The organism is Halomonas zincidurans B6, from assembly GCF_000731955.1.
GTDB classification, from domain to species: Bacteria; Pseudomonadota; Gammaproteobacteria; order Pseudomonadales; family Halomonadaceae; genus Modicisalibacter; species Modicisalibacter zincidurans.
Genome location: NZ_JNCK01000001.1, coordinates 568,941 through 588,740, shown reverse-complemented (window position 1 = coordinate 588,740; position 19,800 = coordinate 568,941). Strand labels below are relative to the sequence as shown.

At 68.2% G+C, this 19,800-nt stretch carries 21 protein-coding genes; 15 read left to right on the top strand and 6 right to left on the bottom strand.

Translation table 11 applies throughout. The features are described from left to right. Positions 1–49 precede the first annotated feature (49 nt). Complete coding sequence (locus HALZIN_RS0102815) at positions 50–283, bottom strand: hypothetical protein (RefSeq protein ID WP_031382734.1); 234 nt, start codon at positions 281–283, stop codon at positions 50–52. Between the two features lie 17 nt (positions 284–300). On the opposite strand from HALZIN_RS0102815, the gene HALZIN_RS0102810 reads away from it, so the two are divergent. Beyond that, on the top strand, positions 301–501 hold the full coding sequence (locus HALZIN_RS0102810) for a hypothetical protein (RefSeq protein WP_031382733.1): 201 nt from the start codon (positions 301–303) through the stop codon (positions 499–501). Here HALZIN_RS0102810 and HALZIN_RS0102805 read toward each other — a convergent pair. From HALZIN_RS0102805 to zwf, 4 genes are all read right to left on the bottom strand, one after another. Then, positions 470–1,096, bottom strand: a complete 627-nt coding sequence (locus tag HALZIN_RS0102805) for a DUF938 domain-containing protein (RefSeq protein ID WP_031382732.1) — start codon at positions 1,094–1,096, stop codon at positions 470–472. The genes HALZIN_RS0102810 and HALZIN_RS0102805 overlap by 32 nt on opposite strands. Positions 1,097–1,300: 204 nt before the next feature. Next, entirely contained in the window at positions 1,301–1,960 is a 660-nt protein-coding gene (locus tag HALZIN_RS0102800; protein ID WP_031382731.1) for a bifunctional 4-hydroxy-2-oxoglutarate aldolase/2-dehydro-3-deoxy-phosphogluconate aldolase, read from the bottom strand. 22 nt (positions 1,961–1,982) lie between these two features. Beyond that, the gene (gene pgl / locus HALZIN_RS0102795; RefSeq protein WP_031382730.1) at positions 1,983–2,654 is read right to left on the bottom strand and encodes a 6-phosphogluconolactonase; all 672 of its coding nucleotides are present in this window, start codon (positions 2,652–2,654) and stop codon (positions 1,983–1,985) included. Between the two features lie 2 nt (positions 2,655–2,656). Continuing rightward, complete coding sequence (gene zwf / locus HALZIN_RS0102790; RefSeq protein WP_031382729.1) at positions 2,657–4,132, bottom strand: glucose-6-phosphate dehydrogenase; 1,476 nt, start codon at positions 4,130–4,132, stop codon at positions 2,657–2,659. Positions 4,133–4,347: 215 nt separating this feature from the next. Between zwf and HALZIN_RS0102785 the strand changes: the two genes are divergently transcribed. The 4 genes from HALZIN_RS0102785 to HALZIN_RS0102770 all read left to right on the top strand — a co-directional run bounded on the left by HALZIN_RS0102785 (position 4,348) and on the right by HALZIN_RS0102770 (position 8,413). Continuing rightward, complete coding sequence (locus tag HALZIN_RS0102785) at positions 4,348–5,208, top strand: MurR/RpiR family transcriptional regulator (protein WP_031382728.1); 861 nt, start codon at positions 4,348–4,350, stop codon at positions 5,206–5,208. Positions 5,209–5,302: 94 nt separating this feature from the next. Next, complete coding sequence (locus HALZIN_RS0102780; protein WP_031382727.1) at positions 5,303–6,169, top strand: putative selenate ABC transporter substrate-binding protein; 867 nt, start codon at positions 5,303–5,305, stop codon at positions 6,167–6,169. Further along, complete coding sequence (locus HALZIN_RS0102775; RefSeq protein WP_035575114.1) at positions 6,169–6,918, top strand: ATP-binding cassette domain-containing protein; 750 nt, start codon at positions 6,169–6,171, stop codon at positions 6,916–6,918. The genes HALZIN_RS0102780 and HALZIN_RS0102775 overlap by 1 nt, the downstream gene beginning before the upstream one ends. Then, positions 6,911–8,413, top strand: a complete 1,503-nt coding sequence (locus HALZIN_RS0102770; RefSeq protein WP_231664487.1) for a PhnE/PtxC family ABC transporter permease — start codon at positions 6,911–6,913, stop codon at positions 8,411–8,413. Before HALZIN_RS0102775 ends, HALZIN_RS0102770 begins: the two co-directional genes overlap by 8 nt. A gap of 460 nt (positions 8,414–8,873) precedes the next feature. Here the strand turns inward: HALZIN_RS0102770 and HALZIN_RS0102765 are convergent, their stop codons facing one another. Next, the gene (locus tag HALZIN_RS0102765; RefSeq protein ID WP_031382724.1) at positions 8,874–9,122 is read right to left on the bottom strand and encodes a hypothetical protein; all 249 of its coding nucleotides are present in this window, start codon (positions 9,120–9,122) and stop codon (positions 8,874–8,876) included. 284 nt (positions 9,123–9,406) lie between these two features. Between HALZIN_RS0102765 and HALZIN_RS0102760 the strand changes: the two genes are divergently transcribed. From HALZIN_RS0102760 to HALZIN_RS0102715, 10 genes are read left to right on the top strand one after another with little or no spacing between them, the layout of a single operon-like run. After that, complete coding sequence (locus HALZIN_RS0102760; protein ID WP_031382723.1) at positions 9,407–10,114, top strand: beta-ketoacyl synthase chain length factor; 708 nt, start codon at positions 9,407–9,409, stop codon at positions 10,112–10,114. Then, a complete protein-coding gene (locus tag HALZIN_RS0102755; protein ID WP_051907342.1) occupies positions 10,114–10,980 on the top strand; it encodes a lysophospholipid acyltransferase family protein in 867 nt (288 codons plus the stop codon). The genes HALZIN_RS0102760 and HALZIN_RS0102755 overlap by 1 nt, the downstream gene beginning before the upstream one ends. Then, positions 10,904–11,167, top strand: a complete 264-nt coding sequence (locus HALZIN_RS0102750; protein WP_031382721.1) for a phosphopantetheine-binding protein — start codon at positions 10,904–10,906, stop codon at positions 11,165–11,167. The genes HALZIN_RS0102755 and HALZIN_RS0102750 overlap by 77 nt, the downstream gene beginning before the upstream one ends. Before the next feature lie 42 nt (positions 11,168–11,209). Further along, positions 11,210–11,791: a COG4648 family protein gene (locus HALZIN_RS16690; protein ID WP_035575110.1), complete on the top strand. Its 582-nt coding sequence runs from the start codon at positions 11,210–11,212 to the stop codon at positions 11,789–11,791. Continuing rightward, positions 11,788–13,539: an ApeI family dehydratase gene (locus HALZIN_RS0102740; protein WP_035575109.1), complete on the top strand. Its 1,752-nt coding sequence runs from the start codon at positions 11,788–11,790 to the stop codon at positions 13,537–13,539. Before HALZIN_RS16690 ends, HALZIN_RS0102740 begins: the two co-directional genes overlap by 4 nt. Beyond that, the gene (locus tag HALZIN_RS0102735) at positions 13,532–14,290 is read left to right on the top strand and encodes a glycosyltransferase family 2 protein (RefSeq protein ID WP_031382718.1); all 759 of its coding nucleotides are present in this window, start codon (positions 13,532–13,534) and stop codon (positions 14,288–14,290) included. The genes HALZIN_RS0102740 and HALZIN_RS0102735 overlap by 8 nt, the downstream gene beginning before the upstream one ends. Continuing rightward, a complete protein-coding gene (locus tag HALZIN_RS0102730; protein ID WP_031382717.1) occupies positions 14,287–15,234 on the top strand; it encodes an LpxL/LpxP family acyltransferase in 948 nt (315 codons plus the stop codon). Before HALZIN_RS0102735 ends, HALZIN_RS0102730 begins: the two co-directional genes overlap by 4 nt. Beyond that, complete coding sequence (locus tag HALZIN_RS0102725; RefSeq protein ID WP_031382716.1) at positions 15,224–16,783, top strand: HAL/PAL/TAL family ammonia-lyase; 1,560 nt, start codon at positions 15,224–15,226, stop codon at positions 16,781–16,783. Before HALZIN_RS0102730 ends, HALZIN_RS0102725 begins: the two co-directional genes overlap by 11 nt. A gap of 35 nt (positions 16,784–16,818) precedes the next feature. After that, the gene (locus tag HALZIN_RS0102720; RefSeq protein ID WP_031382715.1) at positions 16,819–17,403 is read left to right on the top strand and encodes a LolA family protein; all 585 of its coding nucleotides are present in this window, start codon (positions 16,819–16,821) and stop codon (positions 17,401–17,403) included. Beyond that, a complete protein-coding gene (locus HALZIN_RS0102715; RefSeq protein ID WP_236254950.1) occupies positions 17,393–19,759 on the top strand; it encodes an MMPL family transporter in 2,367 nt (788 codons plus the stop codon). The genes HALZIN_RS0102720 and HALZIN_RS0102715 overlap by 11 nt, the downstream gene beginning before the upstream one ends. The last annotated feature ends 41 nt before the right edge of the window (positions 19,760–19,800 follow it).

Sequence of the window (19,800 nt, the reverse complement as noted above, 5' to 3'; positions counted from 1 at the left end):
TCGTAGCTCGTAGCTCGTAGCTCGTAGCTCGTAGCTCGTAGCTCGTAGCTCAGTGTTTATGATCAGCGTTGACCGCTTTCTCGAGTAACGCCTCGCTCTCGCTGCCCGGGCCCTTTTTCATGATCTTCTGCGCTTCATGATAAAGGCAGATATAGGTATTGCATGAGGCACAGAATACCTTGTCGTCCGGATTGTGGACCTCGGAGACGCGCATCAGATGGCTACCGCACTTGGGGCACGCCACCGGCATGCGAAAATCCTCGGACAGATCGTTGCTGGTCATTGGCACTCACTCCATTGATGTTGCGCAATCGGCCATGTTGCGGCCGCTTAGCTAGTCTTGGGGGCATCGGCGGATTTATCAAGCTGCCCGACGCCGCAGCGCTGTTCAAGCTGCCCGACGCCGCAGCGCCATTTAAGCTGCCCGACGACGCAGCGCTGTTCAAGCTGCCCGACGACGCAGCGCTGTTCAAGCTGCCCGACGACGCAGCACCACGCTGAGATTATTGGCCGGCATCTCGACGATGCGTTCGATCGCCAGCCCGTTGGCCCGCGCCAAGGTGCGAATCGCTTCCAGCGCACGAATGCCCCAGCTCGGATCGCGGCGACGCAGATCGGCGTCGAAGGCGGCATTGCTGGGTGCGGTCGGTACGCCATCGCGCAGAAAAGGTCCGTAGAGGAACAGCACCCCACCCTCGGGCAGGCGGGCCCCGGCCTCGCCGAACAGTGCCAGGCTCGCCTCCCAGGGGGCGATGTGCAGCATGTTGATGGCCACCAGCGCATCGAATTCCTGCTTGGCCCAAGGGCGCTCCAGCACGTTCAGCTCGAGCGGCGGCGCCAGGTTGTCGAGCGCCGCCGCGTCGCGCCAGGCAGCGATCGACGCCCGCGCCCGGGGCTCGGGATCGCTGGGCTGCCAATGCACGTTCGGCAGGGCCGCGGCGAAATGGACGGCATGCTCGCCGCTGCCGCTGGCGATCTCGAGCACTCGCGAGGAGCCCTCCAGCGCCTTCGTCAGGACGTCCTGGATCGGCGCTCGGTTACGCGCCGCGGCGGGACTGAAAAGTCGTGCGTCACCGGTCCGATGTTCCTCCTGCATGCGCTACCCCACTATTGTCGATGTGCCAAACAGGCTGGGTCATTCTGCCTTGCCCGACGCGCTCTTAAAAATCCCGACCCGCGGCTCGCGCCGGACGCACCCCAAAAAAGACCCGCCAGGCGGCGGGCCGAACGACAGCACGGACTGTCGAGAGAGAAGCGTGCCTGCCATCGGCAAAGGCGGTGGGTTAAAGACTAGACGGGTTTACTTGAAGCGCTCGGCGGCCTCGCGGGCCAACGCCTCGATACCGGCCCAATCGCCGGCCTCGATCAGTTCCTTGGGAGTTACCCAGGAACCACCGACGCACATCACATTGGCGAGCTTGAGATAGTCGTCGGCGTTTTCCGGGGTCACGCCGCCGGTGGGACAAAAGCGCGCCTCGGGGATCGGGCCGCCGAACGCCTTGATCGCCGCCGCCCCACCGCTGGATTCGGCCGGGAAGAACTTGAAGCGCCGGTAGCCGTACTGCCAGCCGTTCATCAGCTCGGAAATCGTCGCCACCCCCGGCAGCATCGGCACCGGGCTGCTCACGCCGTAGCGGTAGAGTGCATCGGTGGCACCGGGCGTGACCACGAAATCGACGCCGAGCTGTTCGGCCTGGCGGTACTGGGCCGGCGTCAGCACGGTGCCGGCGCCGATGCTGGCGCCGGGCAGCGCCTCGCGCATGCGGACGATGGCCTCCAGCGCGCAGTCGGTGCGCAGGGTGATCTCGAGCACCGGCAGACCGCCTTCCACCAGCGCGCGCCCCAGCGGCACGGCGTCCTCGAGACGCTCGATGGTCAGCACCGGAATCACCGACGCCTTCTGGCAGATGCTGTCGAGTTCAGTGGTCCGGGTCGAGGGCAACTGCTTGTCATTGCTCATGTCAGGCTCCAGCAAGATCGGTTCAGGGCGCCCAGTAGACCGCCAGCGGGCAGGCCAGAAAGGCGCGAATGGGCAGCTCGCGAACGTCGTCGCCGGCCATGGCATGCGCCAGCACGCTGCGCTTGTCGTCGCCGACGACATGCAGGACGTGGCGACGCGCCTGGTGTAGACGCCCGGCACTCAGGGTGATTCGCGGCTGCACCACGCTGGGCGAACGCGTGGCGACCAGCGGATCGTCGGTGGTCAGCGCCAGGCCGAGCTCGCCGCTGTCGGGAAACAGCGAGGCGGTATGGCCGTCCCCGCCCATCCCCAGCACCACCACGCTGGCCGGCCAGGGCAGCTCGGTGACTCGCTTGGTCACCGCCTCGACACCCAGCTCGGGGGTCGAGTCGTCACTGGTCAACGGGCAGAAACGGGCCGCCGCGGCCGGCCCTTGCAGCAGGTGTTCGCGGACCAGCCGGGCATTGCTGTCCTCGGCATCCTCGGCGACCCAGCGCTCGTCGGCCAGGGTCACGTCGATCCGCGACCAGGGCAGCTCGATGCTCGCCAGGCGCTTGAAGAACGGCACCGGCGTCGAGCCGCCCGAGACGACCAGCAAGGCCCGTTCGTGGTTTTCGAGATCCACGGCCAGCGCGCTGGCGACCGCTTCACTGAGTTGCGCGGCGAGTTGCTCGCGGGGGGTGCTAGCAGTCATGGTCAATAATCCTCGTACCAGCTGCGGCCATCCTTGGTGATCATGGCGATCGACGCCACCGGGCCCCAGGAGCCCGCCGGATAACGCCGCGGTGGAATGTCGCGTTCGGCCCAGCCCGCCACCAGCTTGTCGCACCAGCGCCAGGCATGCTCGATCTCGTCGCGGCGCACGAACAGGTACTGCTGGCCCTTCATCACCTCGAGCAGCAAGCGCTCGTAGGCGTCGGGAATGCGCGACTTGGGAAAGGCGCTGTTGAAATCCAGGTGCAGCGGTCCGGGGCGCAGCCGCATGCCCTTGTCGAGCCCGCCATCCTTGGTCAGCACCTGCAGCGCGATGCCCTCCTCCGGCTGCAGCCGGATGATCAGCTTGTTGGCCGCCAGGTCGCGCTGGTCGGGATCGAAGATGTAGTGCGGCTGCTGACGGAAGTGGATGATGATCTGCGACAGCTTGTCCGGCATGCGCTTGCCGGTGCGCAGGTAGAACGGCACGCCCGCCCAGCGCCAGTTGGCGACTTCGGTCTTCATCGCGACGAAGGTTTCGGTGCGGCTTTCGGTATCCGAGCCTTCCTCGTCGAGATAGCCCGGCACGCTGGTGCCGTCGATCGAGCCCGCCGTGTACTGGCCGCGCACCACGTCACGGCCGATGCTGTCCCGCGAGAACGGCTTCAGGGCCTTGAGCACCTTGACCTTCTCGTCGCGGATGGCGTCGGCGTCGAGATTCGACGGCGGGTCCATGGCGATCAGGCAGAGCAGCTGCAGCAAGTGGTTCTGGACCATGTCGCGCAGCTGGCCGGCCTTGTCGAAGTAGCCCCAGCGGCCCTCGATGCCCACCTGCTCGGCGACGGTAATCTCGACGTGGGAGATCTGGTTCTGGTTCCACTGGTTGCCGAACAGCGGGTTGGCGAAGCGCAGCGCGATCAGGTTCTGGACGGTCTCCTTGCCCAGATAATGGTCGATGCGATAGATCCGTTCCTCGGGGAAGACTGCGCCGATGGCGTCGTTGATCTCCTGAGAGGATTCCAGGTCGTAGCCGATCGGCTTCTCGACCACGACCCGCGACTGGTTGTCGAGACTCTCGCTGGCTTCCAGGTTGCCGCAGATATCGCCGTAGATGGCCGCCGGCACCGCCAGATACACGGTCATCGGCCGCGAGACGCCCTCGCGCCACTCGCGAATCGCCTCGTAGCCCTCGACGGTGGCGAAGTCGAGCTGGATGTACTCGAGGCGGGCAATGAATCGCTTGACGCACTGCTGATCGAGATTGCCTGGCTTGAGGTACTTGTCGAGCGCTTCTTCCACCCGCTGGCGAAAGGCGTCGCCGTCGATCTCCTGGCGCGCCAGGCCCAGCACGCGGGTCTCGGCGGCAAGCAGCCCGTCGCGATCGAGGTTATACAGCGCCGGGTACAACTTGCGCATGGCCAGATCGCCCATGGCGCCAAACAGCGCCAGATCAATCTCGGGAGTAGCGTCTTGGATCATGCCTCGAACCCCTTCAATCTGGTTATCTTACGCATAAAATAGGTCATCTTTGGGCTGATCAGCAATTGATATTGGTAATTTTACCACCAGATATTATTGGATTGCCGCTGCCCCGAAGATCGGGCCGCTTGGCGGCCCGGTAGGCGCCACGCTAGGATGTCGCCAGCGATGTAGTTAAATCACTACACGATGACAGTATCGGAGTCTTTCCCTGCATGGCCAGTCACGATCTTCTCGACCGTATCCGCGCCCGCCTCGACGAACTCAATCGCTCGGAGCGCAAGGTGGCCGACGTCATCCTCAAGGATCCGGCGACCGCCACCGGGCTGAGCATCGCCACGCTGGCCCAGAGCGCCTCGGTCAGCGAACCGACCGTCAACCGCTTCTGTCGCAACTTCGACGCCAAGGGCTACCCGGACTTCAAGATCAAGCTAGCCCAGAGTCTAGCCGGGGGCACGCCCTACGTCAGCCGCAGCGTCGAGCACGACGACGATGCCGCCCGCTACGGCGACAAGATCTTCGGCGCAACCATCGCCGCGCTCGACGACGCTCGCCGGGCGCTCGACGCCAGGCGCATCGAGCGCGCCGTCGACTATCTGATTCAGGCCAAGCAGATTCATTTCTTCGGCCTCGGCGCCTCGGGGCCGGTCGCCCAGGACGCCCAGCACAAGTTCTTCCGCTTCAACCTGCCGGTGATGGTCCACGAGGACGTGCTGATGCAGCGCATGGTCGCCGCCGCCAGCCATACCGGCGACGTGATCGTGATCATCTCGTACACCGGGCGTACTCGCGAGCTGGTCGAGATCGCCCGGCTGGCCCGCGAGAACGGCGCGGTGGTGCTCGGCATCACCGCGCCGAAATCGCCGCTGGCCGGCGAATGCACCGAGACGCTCGAGGTCATCGCCCCCGAGGACACCGACATCTACATGCCGATGACCTCGCGGATGATTCATCTGGCGCTGATCGACGTGCTGGCCACCGGCGTCACCCTGCGCCGTGGCGAGGATTTCCAGTCCCACCTCAAGAAGATCAAGGACAGCCTGCAGGCGACCCGTTTCCCGCCCAACGACGGCTGAACGACGAGCGCAGACGGCGCCCTGACCCGGCTGCACTTGCCCGGGCCTCGCCGAGGCCCAACAATAGCCCCTTTTACAAGCGAGGAGTGCTTTCATGCGCCGGCTAGTCGCCACCGCCCTGCTGTTGTGTCTGAGCCTTCTGAGCGTTCCCATGGCCAGCGCCGAGACCTTTCGCTTCACCGCGATCCCCGACGAGGACCAGTCGCGGCTGGTCGAGCGCTTCCAGAAGGTCGCCGACTACCTCGCCGACGAGCTCGGCGTCGAGGTCGAATACGTGCCGGTCAAGTCGTACAGCGCCGCGGTCAGCGCGTTTCGCAACGACCAGGTCCAGCTGGCCTGGTTCGGCGGACTGTCCGGCGTCCAGGCCCGGCGCCTGGTCCCCGGCTCGCAGGTGCTCGCCCAGGGCAGCGAGGACGCGGCCTTCCACAGCTATTTCATCGCCAACAGCGCGACCGGGCTCGAAGCGAGCGATGCCGGGCTACCCGCGGCGATCGAGGGCCACTCGTTCACCTTCGGCGCCAAGACCTCGACCTCGGGCCGGCTGATGCCCGAGTTCTACCTGCGCCGGCAGTTCGACCAGGCGCCGGAAGAACTCTTCTCGCGGGTCGGCTTCTCCGGCGATCATTCGCGGACCATCGCGCTGGTCGAATCCGGCACCTACGACATCGGCGCGGTCAACTTCACCGTCTGGCAAGCCGCGGTGGAAGACGGCCGAGTCGACACCGACAAGGTCAAGGTGATCTGGGAGACCCCCGCCTACCCCGATTATCAATGGACGATCCGCGGCGACGTCGATGCGCGCTTCGGCGACGGCTTCACCGCCCGGGTGCGCCAGGCGCTGCTCGGCATGAATGATCCCGAACTGCTGGAAAGCTTCCCGCGCGACGCCTTCATTCCCGCCGACAACGACGATTACGCGCCGATCGAGCAGGTCGGCGAGGAACTCGGCCTGTTGCGCTGATGGCTGGATCCGCTCCGCTATTACGGCTCGATAACGCCGATATTGGCCATGGCCGGCGGGTGCTCCTGGCCAGGCTCTCGCTGACCCTCAACGCCGGCGAGCGTGTCGCGCTGCTCGGCCAGAGCGGCGCCGGCAAGTCGACGCTGCTTGCCGCACTGCGCAGCCGCCTGGCCGGCGATGTCGCCTGGTGCCCGCAGAGCCACGGTCTGGTTCCGCAGCTGGCGGTCTATCACAACGTCTACATGGGTCGCCTCGAGCGCCACTCCGCGCTTGCCAATCTGTGGAACCTGGTGCGCCCCGAGCGCCGCGCCTGGACCGAGATCGCCGCGTTGTGCGACGAACTCGGTCTCGACGGCCTGCTCAAGCGACCGGTCGCGCAACTCTCCGGCGGCCAGCGCCAGCGCGTGGCGATCGCTCGCGCGCTCTACCAGCAGCGCCGGATCTTCCTCGGTGACGAACCGGTGGCCAGCGTCGACCCGCACCAGGCGTTGCGCCTGCTGGCGCTGATCGATGCCCGCCACGCCACCAGCGTCGTCGCGCTACATCAGCGCGAGCTGGCGCTGACCCACTTCGACCGCGTGTGGGGGCTGCGCGACGGCCGGCTCGAGCTCGACGCGCCAACCCGCGAATTGAATCTTGCCGATCTCGACCGGCTGTACCCGGCGGCCGACGCCCCGCCTCATTGCACGGCCGACGCCCCGCATCCTGCCGCCGATGCCCGACGCCGCGCCGTGGCCGGCGATGCGTGAATTACCGGCACCCGGTGCCTTGCGCGGTGATTCACCGGGACTGAGCCTGGCCCGGCGTTCGCTGATACTCGTCGCACTGTGCCTGCTGGCGCTGCCGTTCGCCGATCTGGCCATCTTCACCCACGACCCCTGGGCGGAACTGGCGCGAATGGCCGTCGGGCTGGCCTGGCCGAGCTGGAGCACGCTCTCATCGCCGCTGCAGGCCACGGCGCTGACCGTCGGCGTGGCGCTGTGGGGCACCTTTCTCGGCATATTGCTGGGTTTTCCGCTAGCGCTGGTGTTCGCCCGCTCGCGGCTGGTGCGCGCCGGCTGCGCCTTCGTCCGCGCAATTCACGAAGTGTTCTGGGCGCTGCTATTCCTGCAGGTGTTCGGCCTATCGGCAGTCACCGCGCTGGCGGCGCTCGCCGTGCCCTATGCCGGGATCTTCGCCAAGGTCTACGCCGAGATCCTCGAGCAGACGCCGGGCAGCGCCGCCGACAGCCTGCCCCCGGGGGCCGGTCGCTTTTCACGTTTCATCTATGCCGAGCTGCCGCTGGTCTGGGCGCGGCTCGCCGCTTATACCCGCTATCGCTTCGAATGCTCGCTGCGCGCCAGCGTGCTGCTGGGCTTCGTCGGCCTGCCAACGCTGGGCTTCCATCTCGAGAGTGCCTTTCGCGAGGGCCGCTATCATGAAGCCGGCGCGCTGCTCTGGCTGTTCTACCTGCTGATCGGTTCGATCGGCGTGTGGAGCCATCGCCGGCTGGTACCCTGGCTGTTACTGGCCAGCCTGTTCGTGCTCGGCCCCTGGCCGCAGGTCGACGGCGGCCTGCTGTGGCGCTTCGTCAGCCAGGATCTGTGGCCGGCGCCGCTGCTGGCGGGCGACTGGACCGGCTTGGTCGCCTGGTTCACCGAAATTCCCGACCTGCTGCCGGCGATCGCCAACACCCTGCTGCTGGGGCTGATGGGCACTGTCGGCGCGCTGCTTATCGCGCTGCTGGCCTGGCCGCTGGCCAGCCGTCACTTCGGCAATCGCCCGTCGCGCTTCGCCGGCAAGGCACTGCTGATCGGGCTGCGCTCGACCCCGGAACTGATGCTGGCGTTCATCTTCCTGTTGCTGCTCGGCCCTTCGATGCTGCCGGCCTGGCTGGCACTGGCACTGCACAACGGCGCGCTGCTGGCGTTTCTCGCCGCGCGCCATGCCGACAACCTCGAACCGGGAATGCCCGGGCTGCCCGCCAGCGGTCGCTACGCCTATGAACTGCTGCCCCGTCTCTACCCCGGGCTGCTCGCGCTGCTGTTCTACCGCGCCGAGGTGATCATCCGCGAGACCGCGCTGCTCGGCATGCTCGGGGTGGCCACGCTGGGCTTTTACATCGACTCGAGCTTCGCCTATCTGATGTTCGATCAGGCGTTCTTCCTGCTGCTGGTCACCGCAATGATCAACATCGCCGTCGACGCCGTAGCCCGCCGTTATCGGCCCCGCGACGTGGTGATGGACGATCCGTGCAATCGGTGAACGGATAAACGTATACACGGATTAAAGTATTCCCCCGGTCGGCCGATGACCGATATGGCCAAGCTCGATCTTGAGACGAAAAAAACCCGACCATGAGGGCCGGGCTTACAGCGCTGCATCCTTGCTATCTCCACAGGCATCCTGCCCGTGCATCCCTGGATTGAGCCGTCCCTGTGCTCGTCTTCCATGCCATGAGCGTGTCCGTACTCACTGGATGCATTATGGCAGCCATCGATTCCGTCGCCTTTAATCCAGGTTGCCATTCCCTGTAAGAGATTGCCGACACGGCCTGTGCGTAAAATGCCATTGGCGCTCAGGCTGTGTCTGAAAAGTCGGCAAGCGAAGGTCAGACAAGGGAAACATCAAGTAAAACGGCGACGCCGCCTCAGCGATGCCGCCGTCGACTCGGCACCATGCAACTCGAAAGCCGCCAGGCATGGCCTGGGCCGGGTGTTGCCGGTCAGGAATCCCGCGACACGTTTCTCATTCTCTCGATCACTCGCATCGCATACTGCTCGCCCGCCTTGTGGGCCTGATCCTCGCTGGGGTATTCCCTTCCCGGCATGTGCCAGGAGGAATAGTCGTGACTCACCTCGATGGGCATCGAGACCCGAAAGCTATAATCCCCGTCCCGGGCCCTGTCCTGGTGAATCTCCAGAATATAAGGCTGACTCTGGTGCTTATGGACCCACTTCCTGATCGCCGTCATTGCCGTTCTCCTTGCATCCATGGTCGCTAAATCCGTTTAGCCTACTCATCACTATAGACGGCGATCAATGACCCCGAAAGATCCATGACACCCCGATCACGGCCTTGGTGAAGCCTTGTCTTAGACGGCCCATGCGACCGGTATCCGCACTCGAGTCTGGGTCTGCTCGCCTGAGCGACATCATGCCGATGGCCTGCCGAGGATGACTCGCGTAGGGTATGATCCTGAATGCAGCGCCTGGTTGTCAGGCCGCTCGGATGTTACCGGCAACCCAGGACTCGATCATGACCACGGCCCCGATGTATCTTCGCGACTGGCGTGCCTGGCAGCCGGCCGGGCAGCAACATGGCCCCACCGCCAGCGACGACGACCCACGCCTTTCGACGAGCGAACGCCCCGGCGGGCAGTCGCTGCCGGCCATGCTGCGCCGGCGGCTCAATGGTCTGGGGCGCGCGGTCTGCGACATGCTCGCCGAGCTCGACCCCAAGGGCACGGCGCTATTGATTCATGCATCCCGACACGGTGACGGTGAACGCACCCTGGAGCTGCTTTATGCCCTGGCCGAAGGCGACGTACTGTCGCCGGCGCGCTTTGGCATGTCGGTACACAACGCCATCCTCGGCGTGCATTCGATCGCCAACGACAATCGCCGCTCGCTGCAGGCGCTGGCCGCCAGCGGCGACGAGCTCGCTGCATTATTCAGCGAGGTGCGCGGTTACCTGGCCGCTGGTGAGCCGCGGGTCATCGCGGTATTCAGCGATGCCCCGGTGCCGGCGCGCTTTGTCGAACACGCCCCGCCCAGCCGCGGCACGGCCGCCGTGGCGCTGGTTTTAACGGCCGATCGTGGACGCCGCGTGCGCAGCGAACCGGCCACCGACACCAACATCGGTGCTCACGGCGCGCCGCAGCCGGTCGACGTCATCGACTGGCTGGCCTGCGGAGCGCCGCTTCTGAGCCCTCGGCGCGGCCTGGCATGGCAGCTCGACGACTGATGTCCATTCAGGCACAGCCCGGCACCTGGCAATTGTCTCGGCTATGGCGCGGCGTCGGCACTGCGCTGGGCTTCATCGCGTTCGGCCTGTGCGCATTGATCATCGGCTGGCTGCTGGCGCCGCCGATCCGACTTGCCTCGCGTCACCCGCATAGCGCCCAGCGCCGCGTGCGCCGACTCGTGCGTCTTGCCTGTCACGGTCTCATCAAGGCGTTGCGCCGGCTCGGCGTGATCGCTGTGCGTATCGACCACATCGAGCGCCTCGACATGCCCGGACGGTTGCTGCTGGCCAACCACCCCACGTTGATCGACGCGCTGTTCTTGCTGGCATCGACTCCCGACGCCTGCTGCATCGTCAAGGGCCAGCTGGCCGACAACCCCACCCTGCGCCGGGTGATCCTGGAAGCCGGCTATATCACCACCTGCGAACCGCGCACGGTAATCGGTGCGGCCCGCCGCGCGCTCGCCGCAGGCCAACCGCTGCTGGTGTTCCCCGAAGGCACCCGCTCGCTGCCCGGCCGGCCCGTCCGGCTACGGCGCGGTGCGGCGGCGATCGCCCTGACCAGCGGCGCCTGGATCACCCCGGTGCGCATTCGCTGCGCCCCGGCCACCCTGACCAAGGGCGAAGCATGGTATCGTGTGCCGCCGAGCCGCCCCTGTTTTCATATCGAGATCGGCGTCCCCTTGGCGCCGCTCGCCAGCGGCGACACCTCACGACAGGCCGCTCGCGACCTGACGCGGCGCCTGGAAGATTATTTCAACAGCCCCCCATGGGAAGAGGGATCCACCGATGACCACCGAGCTGGAACGCGAACTCAAGCACTTGATCATCGACACCCTGGAACTGGAAGACGTCACGCCGGATGACATCGACCCGGACGAGGCGCTGTTCGTCGAGGGGCTGGGGCTGGATTCCATCGATGCCCTCGAGCTCGGCCTGGCCCTGCAGAAGCGCTACGGCATCCAGCTCGAGGCCGACAGCGAGGACACTCGCCAGCATTTCGCCAACCTTCACAGTCTGGCTGCGCTGGTCGAGGCACGCCGCGTCAAGTAACCAATCAGGCAACCCGACAAGTCCGCAGCGAAGCACGCACCGATGGCCGCGACGAACACGCCCCTCAGCAAATCCACCGCCGGGCCGAGCGCCCTGCTCAACCTGCTGCTCGGCACCCTGGCGCTGGGCTGGCCCTGGCTGTCGGGGCTGCTCGCCGAGCGCGCCGGCGGCTGGGCATTGCTGACGCTGGTTGCCGGGCTGGCCTGCTGGCGGCTGCCAACGGGTTATCGACGCTGGGGCGGCGTGGTGCTGATCCCCGCCGCGCTGCTGGCGCTGGCCGGTCACGCCGCGCTTACCGTGCTGCTCTGGCCGGTGGTGATCAACGTCGCGCTGCTCGGCGTGTTCGCTTGGTCGCTGACCCATCCACCCAGCGTCATCGAGCGCCTGGCGCGCCGCGAACAGCCCGACCTTCCCGCCAGCGGGGTACGCTACACGCGCCGCGTGACCCAGGTCTGGTGCGGTTTCTTCGCCATCAACGCCAGCCTCGCCCTGGCCACGGTGATCCACGGCGATCGCGCCCTGTGGACGCTCTACAACGGCGGCGTCGCCTATGCCGCGATGGCGCTGCTGTTCGCCGGCGATTGGTGCCTGCGTCAACGCCTCAAGAAGAACAGCGCCTCATGACCGCATCCCCGCTACTCTCGGCGCCCTGGCGCGCCAGCGAGCCAGGGCGCCGCGTCGGCTGGCGTGCCGGGTGCACAGCGTCCGAAACCGCGTCGCGCGTCGTGACGCTCGGCGAATTCCAGCAACGCATCGGCGCCTGGCAGGCTTGCCTCGATGCCATCGCCGAACCCGGCCAGCACTGGTCGCTCTACGCCCGCGCGCCGCTGGAGTTCGCCGCCGCGCTGATCGCTCTGTGGGAGCGCGGCGACAGCGCGCTGCTGCCCGCCGACGACCGCCCCGAGACGCTCGCCGCCACCGATCGCCTGACCCGCGCCCGGCTCGGCGACATCGCCGATGGACAGGTGCCCGGCTCGCCCGGCCGAGCGCCACGCTGGGGCCGGCTCGACCCCGAGCGGCGAGCGCTGACATTGTACACCTCGGGCTCGAGCGGCGAGCCCCAGCGGCTGGACAAGCGCTTTGCCCAGCTCGACGCCGAACTGGCCACCCACCAGGCGCTCTGGCCGCTCGGCGCACGGCTGGTCATCAGCCAGGTCAGCCACCAGCACATCTATGGATTGCTGTTCGCCATCTTGCGGCCGCTCTGCGAAGGCGCGCCGCTGGCCGACGCCACCTGCCGCTACCCCGAGACGCTGCACGCCTGGCTTGCGGCACTGGCCGCCGACGAGGCGGTGCTGATCAGCGCCCCGCCGCCGCTGGAGCGCCTGCCCGAAAGCCTCGACTGGCCGGCGGTGCGTGCGCGGCTGGCCTACGTCCACTCCTCCGGCGCGCCGCTGTCCGCCGCGGCCAGCGCCCGGGCCCGCGCGCTGCTCGACGCGCCGGTGCTGGAAATCTACGGCAGTTCCGAGACCGGTGGCATCGCCTGGCGCGACCAGCACCACGGCGAGCGCTGGACGCCGCTGCCGGGCATCGAAGTGCGTGCCGATGAGCAAAGCCAGCTGTGGCTGCGCTCGCCGTTCATCGCCGCCCGCGACTGGCAGCGCCAGGCCGACCGCATCGAGCCCGGCGACAACGGCTTTCGGCTGCTGGGACGTAGCGACCGCATCGCCAAGGTCGGCGGCAAGCGGGTCTCGCTGACCGCCATGGACCGGGCGCTCGGCGCGGACCCGCGGGTGCGCGAGGTACGCACCGTGACCCTTGCGCAGCATGCCACCCGGCTCGGCGCGATCGTGCGCCTCGACGCAGTCGACCTGCCCCATGAGCACACCGCGCGACGCACGCTGATCGCCAGTCTGCGCAGCCGGCTGCTGGCCGGCTACGAGCCGACGGTGGTCCCGCGTTACTGGCGCTTCGTCGCCCACTGGCCGAGCAACGCCCAGGGCAAACTCACCGCGGCGCTGGTCTCGCGACTATTTCGCGATCTCGACGACCGCCGCCAACCGCGCTGGCTGGGGGCCATCGACAGCGGCGAGGGGCGCTGTCTGATCGATTTCGAAGTCCCCGAACGGCTCGCCTTTCTCGACGGTCACTTTCCCGGCCAGCCGGTGGTGCCGGGTGTGGTGCTGGTGCAGTGGGCCTGTCAGCTGGCCCGCGAGCAGTTCGCCCTCGCCGCGCCTTTTCAGGGCCTCGAGCGGGTCAAGTTCCCGCTGTTGCTGCTGCCCGGCGAGCGAGCGCGGCTGGTATTGAATCTGGCTGCCGCCAGCGGCGACCGGCAATCGCTGGGTTTCAGCGTCGATAGCGCGCGCGGCCGCCACGCCAGCGGGCGGGTGGCGTTCGCCGCCGAGCGCGCGACGGAGGTGGACGATGGCTGATGCGGCCAATCCCTGCGTGCTGATCCCGGTCTACAACCATGCCGGGGCGATCGCCGCGACCTGCGCAGGCGTGCGCCCGCTGGGCATCCCGCTGCTGCTGGTCGACGACGGCAGCGACGCCGCGTGCGCGGCACTGCTCGAGCGCCTGGCCGAGGCCGACGATGTCAGCCTGGTACGCCTGCCGATCAATCGCGGCAAGGGCGCGGCGGTCAAGGCCGGGCTGCGCGAAGCCGCCCGGCTAGGCTTCAGCCACGCCCTGCAAGTCGACGCCGACGGCCAGCACGAGGCGGCCGACCTGCCGGCGTTCCTTCAAGACCTCGACGGCGCCGATCAGCGCCTGCGCATCGGCTACCCGCGCTTCGACGCCAGCGTGCCCCGCCACCGCTACTATGCGCGCTACCTGACCCACGCGCTGGTGTGGCTGAACACCCTGTCGTTCACGCTGCGCGATACCATGTGCGGCGCCAAGCTGTTCCCCGTCGCCGCGACCCTGCGGCTGGTCGAGACCCACGGCTGCGGCGAACGCATGCAGTTCGACACCGAACTGCCGGTGCGCTGGTTGTGGGCCGGCGGCGAGGTGATCAACCTGCCGGTTCGCGTACACTACCCGCTGGATGGCGTGTCGCACTTCGCCATGGCCCGCGACAACGTCCTGCTGACGCTGATGCATCTCAGGCTGTTCGCCGGCATGCTGATCCGCCTGCCGCGGCTGCTGGGGCGGCGCCTGACGCAACGGAGGAAACGCCGGTGAGTGCCACGCGAGAGGCGCCGCGACAGCACTGGGCGCGCATTCAGGAATCGGGCAGCGTCGCCGGCATGCGGATCATGGTCTGGATCCGCCGCCGGCTGGGCCGGCTGCCGTTCACCTTCATGCTGCAGTGGGTGATCCTCTACTATTTCATTCGCCACCCGCTGGCGCGGCGCGCCTCGCGCGACTACCTGATGCGCATCTGGCCGCAGCATGCCGGGCATCCGCCGCGCTGGCCGCAGCGTCTGGTGCTGCGCCACTTCCAGGTCTTCGGTCAGTCGTTGATGGACAAGGTCGACGCCTGGAGCGGCGTGCCGCTCGACGTGCGCCTCGACGCCGCCGACCGCGCCTGCCTCGACGAAGCCATCACCGGCGGGCGCGGCGGGCTGATGCTGGTCTCGCATCATGGCAATCTGGAAATCTGCAGCGCGATGAGCGACACCCGTGACGACTTTCACGTCTCGCAGCTGATGCACACCCGCAACGCCCGGAAATTCAATGCCCTGATGGAGCGCGCCACGCAGCAAAGCGGCCCCGAGATCGTCGAGGTCAGCGAGATCACCCCGGCCACCGCCATGCGCCTGGCGCAACGCATCAACGACGGCGGCTTCGTGGTGATCGCCGCCGACCGGGTGCCACTCGCCGAGAACGGCCGGACCCGCGATCTGGAGTTCCTCGGCGCCATGGCGTCGTTTCCCGAAGGCCCGTTCTGGTTGGCGACGCTGCTGCGCTGCCCGCTCTATACCCTGAGCTGCGTGCGCGAGGGCGATCATCACCGGGTGCGCTTCCAGCCGTTCGACGACACCACGCACCTGAAGCGCGCCGAACGCGAGGCGTGGCGCGAGGCCGCCATGCGGCGTTATGTCGGCTGGCTCGGCGAGCAGTGCCGCGAGTATCCCTTGCAATGGTTCAACTTCTTTCCCTACTGGCATGCCGATGAGCGCTGAGAACCCCGACACCCCGACCCTGGTGCTCGACGGCACGCCGCTGGCCATCGAGGATGTCTGCCGCGTCGCCCGTGGCGAGGCGCACGTGCGCCTGGCCGCAGACGCCGCGTTCCGGGCGCGCATCGAGGCCGGCCCGGCCTTTCTCGAACGGCTGCTCGCCGAGGATGGCGTGGTCTATGGCGTGACCACCGGCTACGGCGACGCCTGCACCCGTGCAGTGCCCGCCGAGCAGCTCGCCGCGCTGCCCCACCATCTGTACACCTTCCATGGCTGCGGGCTGGGCGAGCTGCTCGACGTCGAGGCCGCCCGCGCGGTGGTGCTGGTGCGCCTGGTGTCGCTGTGTCGCGGCGTCTCGGGGGTCAGCTGGGAATTGCTCGAACGGCTGGCCTGGCTGCTCGAGCACGACGTCGTGCCGGTGATTCCCAGCGAAGGCTCGGTGGGCGCCAGCGGCGATCTCACCCCGTTGTCGTATCTCGCCGCGGTGCTCTGCGGCGAGCGCGAGGTCTACGACCATGGCCGCCGGCGCGCGGCGGCGGAGGCGCTCGCCGAGCGCGGCCTCGCGCCCTACCGGCTGCGCCCCAAGGAAGGCCTGGCGCTGATGAACGGCACCGCGGTGATGACCGCACTGGCCTGCCAGGCCTACGCCCGCGGCGAGCGCCTCTCAAGGCTCGCCACGCGCCTGACGGCGCTCAACGTCTGGGCGCTGGCCGGCAATCCCTATCACTTCGACGCCACGCTGTTCGCCGCCAAGCCGCATCCCGGTCAGCAACGCTGCGCCGCGCGGCTACGCGGCGATCTGGCCACCCTGGACGCGCAGCCGCCGCGCAACGCCTCGCGCCTGCAGGATCGCTATTCCACACGCTGCGCGCCGCACGTGATCGGTGTGCTCGAAGACAGCCTCGACTGGCTGCGCGGCTTCATCGAGGGCGAGCTCAACAGCGCCAACGACAATCCGCTGATCGACCCGCTCGGCGAGACAGTGATGCATGGCGGCCACTTCTACGGCGGCCACATTGCCTTCGCCATGGACTCGCTGAAGACGCTGGTCGCCAATATCGCCGACTTGCTCGACCGTCAGCTCGCGCTGCTGGTCGACGAACGCTACAACCATGGCCTGCCGGCCAACCTGAGCGGCGCCAGTGTCGAGCGCGCGCCGCTCAACCATGGCTACAAGGCGCTGCAGATCGGCGTCTCGGCGTGGACCGCCGAGGCGCTCAAGCACACCCTGCCGGCCAGCGTGTTCTCGCGCTCCACCGAAAGCCACAACCAGGACAAGGTGAGCATGGGCACCATCGCCGCCCGCGATGCGCTGCGCGTGCTGACTCTCGCCGAACAGGTCGCCGCCGGGGTGCTGCACGCCGCCTGTCAGGGCGTCGAGTTGCGCCAGATTCAGGCCGGCCCACCGCCGCCGGCGCTCGCCGGCTTCGTCGCCGTATGCCGCACGCGCATCGCCCCGCTCGGCGAAGACCGCGCGCTGGACAGCGAGCTGCGCCGGCTGTGCGCTGAGCTCGAGACGCTCGCCGCGCCGCTGTACCGCGGCGCACCATGAGTCGCCGCCAAGCCACTGACAAGAAGGAGCCCGCCATGCGTATCCTGAGCCTACTGCTGCTACTGCTGTGGAGCGTCCCGGCGCGGGCCTTCGAGCTGGAGGACTTGCAGGCGCGACTGGCGGCGACCCCCGACATTGCCGGACGTTTCGAGCAGACGCGCTATCTGGCCGATCTCGACACCGAGCTGGTCAGCCGCGGGCGCTTTCGCTACGAACGCGACACGCGGGTGGTATGGACCTTGGAGACCCCGATCGACAAGCGCCTGGTCTTCACCCCGCAGGATGCCACGCGCCTTGACGAGTCGGGGGGCGAAGGCGATCGCCGCCGCCAGCAGGCCGCCGAGCTGCTGTTGAGCCTGCTCGACGGCGACTGGCGCGCGCTCGAGCAGCGCTTTCAGATCACCCTTGCCGGCGACGCTAAGGCCTGGCGCGTCGACCTGGTACCGCGCCAGCAGGCCGTTCGCCAACGCCTGGACAGCATTCAGCTCGCCGGCGGCCGCTACCCTCAGACGCTCCGCCTGCGCGCCGCCAACGACGACACGCTCAACGTGACCTTCAGCGACCAGCGCCCACTCGACGCGGACAGGCCCCAGGACGGCGAGAGCGCGGATGGCGAGTGAGCCGCATCGCCGCCTGGCCTGGCTTTCTTCGCGCCCCGCAGCCTGGCTCTCCCCACGTCCCCTGGCCTGGCTTTGGGCAGCCATCCTCGTCGGTTGCACGCTGCTGCTGGCCTGGCAGTTGCGCGACGGGCTGCCCAGCGACACCCGGCTCACCGCACTGCTGCCCGAGGATCGCCAGGCGTCGCTGATCGAGCAGGCCTCCGCGCAGCTCGGCCAGCCCTTCGAGAATCGCTTCGTGCTGCTGCTCGCCGCCGACGATCTGCCCAAGGCCAGCGCCGCGCTGGCCGAACGCTTGAGCCAGCTCCCCGATCTCGCCTGCCTCGACTGGCGGGACGTCGACCTTGCCGACGCCGACCCCAGCGAGACGTTGGGTGACTATCGCTATCGGTTGCTGACCCCGGCACTGCAGGCGACGATCGATGCCGACGGCGGTACCACGCTGATCGAGCCGGCCCTCGAACGGCTGTTCTCGCCACTCGGCTCGCCGCAACCGGTGCGCGACCCGTTCGGCCTGCTCGCACGCTGGCTGAACGTTCAGGACGACGCGCGCATCGAGGCCTGGCAGGGCCTGTTGACGGTGCGCGACGGCGCCGGCACGCGCCGCGCCCTGCTGGCCGGCCAACTGGCGGGCAGCCCCTACGCGCTGCCGACCCAGCAGGCCCTCGTCGCGCAGTTGGCGGCGTTCGAGCGCGCCCACCCCAAGGCCGAGCTGCTGCAATCGGGGCTGATCTTTCACGCCGCCGCCGGCGCCCGTCAGGCGCGCAGCGAGATCTCTACCATCGGCCTTGGCGCCTTCGCCGGACTGATCGTGATCCTGCTGACGGTCTTTCGCTCGCCGCGCACGCTGGTGGCGCTGTTGCTGCCGCTGATCGGGGGACTGCTGTTCGCCCTGCCGCTGACCCTGGCGCTGTTCGGCCGGCTGCATCTGCTCACCCTGGCGTTCGGCGCCAGCCTGATCGGCGTGGCCATCGACTACGCCCTGCATCTGCAGAGCGACCGCGCAATCCGGGGAGCGAGCTTTCGGCTGCGTCCGCTGTTGCCGGGGCTCGCGCTGGGACTCGCCTCGAGCCTGGTGGCCTATCTTGCCCAGGCGCTGACGCCGCTGCCCGGGCTGCGCCAGATGGCGACATTCGCCGCGCTGGGACTGATCGGCGCCTGGCTGTGCGTGGTGCTGTGGCTGCCGCGGCTGCGCTTGCCGGCGCACCCCGCCACCGCGCGGTTGGCCGAGCGGCTGTGGCGCGCCACCACGCCGCGCCGGCGGCTGTCGCCAGGGGTGGCGCTGCTCGGCGTGGCATTGATGCTGGCGATCGTCGCCGGGCGTCTGGAGGTCAACGACAGCCTGCGCCTGCTCAATCCGTCGTCGCCGCAGCGACTCGCCGAGGAGCGCCAGGTGCAAACGCTGCTGGGCAGCGACACCGGCAGCCACTACCTGCTGGTACGCGCCGGTGACGAGGCCGCCCTGCTCGAACGTCTGGCCGCGCTTGGCGACGCACTGGATGCGCGGATCGACGCCGGCCTGGCGATCGGCTACGACAACCTCGCCGAGCGCGTGCCCCCGCCGGCCGAGCAACGGGCCAACCTCGCGCGGGTGCGCCGGCTCTACGGCGCGCCGTTGGCCGCGCTGGTCGAGCGCGCCGGGCTGCCACCGCAGACGCTGACCCGCGCCCGGGCCACTCTCGACGACGTGCCGCTGTTGCGCGTCGCCGACTGGCTGGCGATGCCCGCCGGCGAACGCGATCGCCGGCTGTGGCTGGGTCGCGTGGACGCTGCTGGCGGCGACCAAGCCGGCATGCTGGCGGCGACGCTGCTGCTGACCGGCGTCGACGCCCCCGACGAGGTCGCCGCGCTGCAGCAATTGGCCGCCGGCGACGACGCGGTCAGCTACGTCGACCGTGTCGCCCGGCTGTCGGCGCTGCTCGGCGAGCTGCGCAGGCACATCGCCGGCTGGGTGGCCGCCGCGCTGGCGGGGCTCATGCTGGTGCTGGCCTGGCGCTATCGCCGCCGCGCCTGGCGGGTCGCCGCGCCGGCGCTGGGCGCGCTGCTCGGTGTGCTCACGTTGTTCGCGATCGCCGGCATACCGCTGAATCTGTTCAGCCAACTGGGTATGCTACTGGTACTGGGGATCGGCCTCGACGCCGGCATCTTCAGCGCCGAGCATGGCCGCCATCCGGCCACCTGGCTGGCGATCACGCTGTCGACCTTGACCAGCGTGCTGGCCTTCGGCCTGCTGGCCTTCAGCGCCACCCCGGCGCTGCACAACCTGGGCCTGACCTGCCTGATCGGCCTGACCCTGGTCTGGCTGCTGGTGCCCTGGGTCCGTTCGCCAGACATGACGACGCGACAGGAGAACGCATGACTAGTCAGCAAGCATTCGACGCTGATGTGATCGTGATCGGC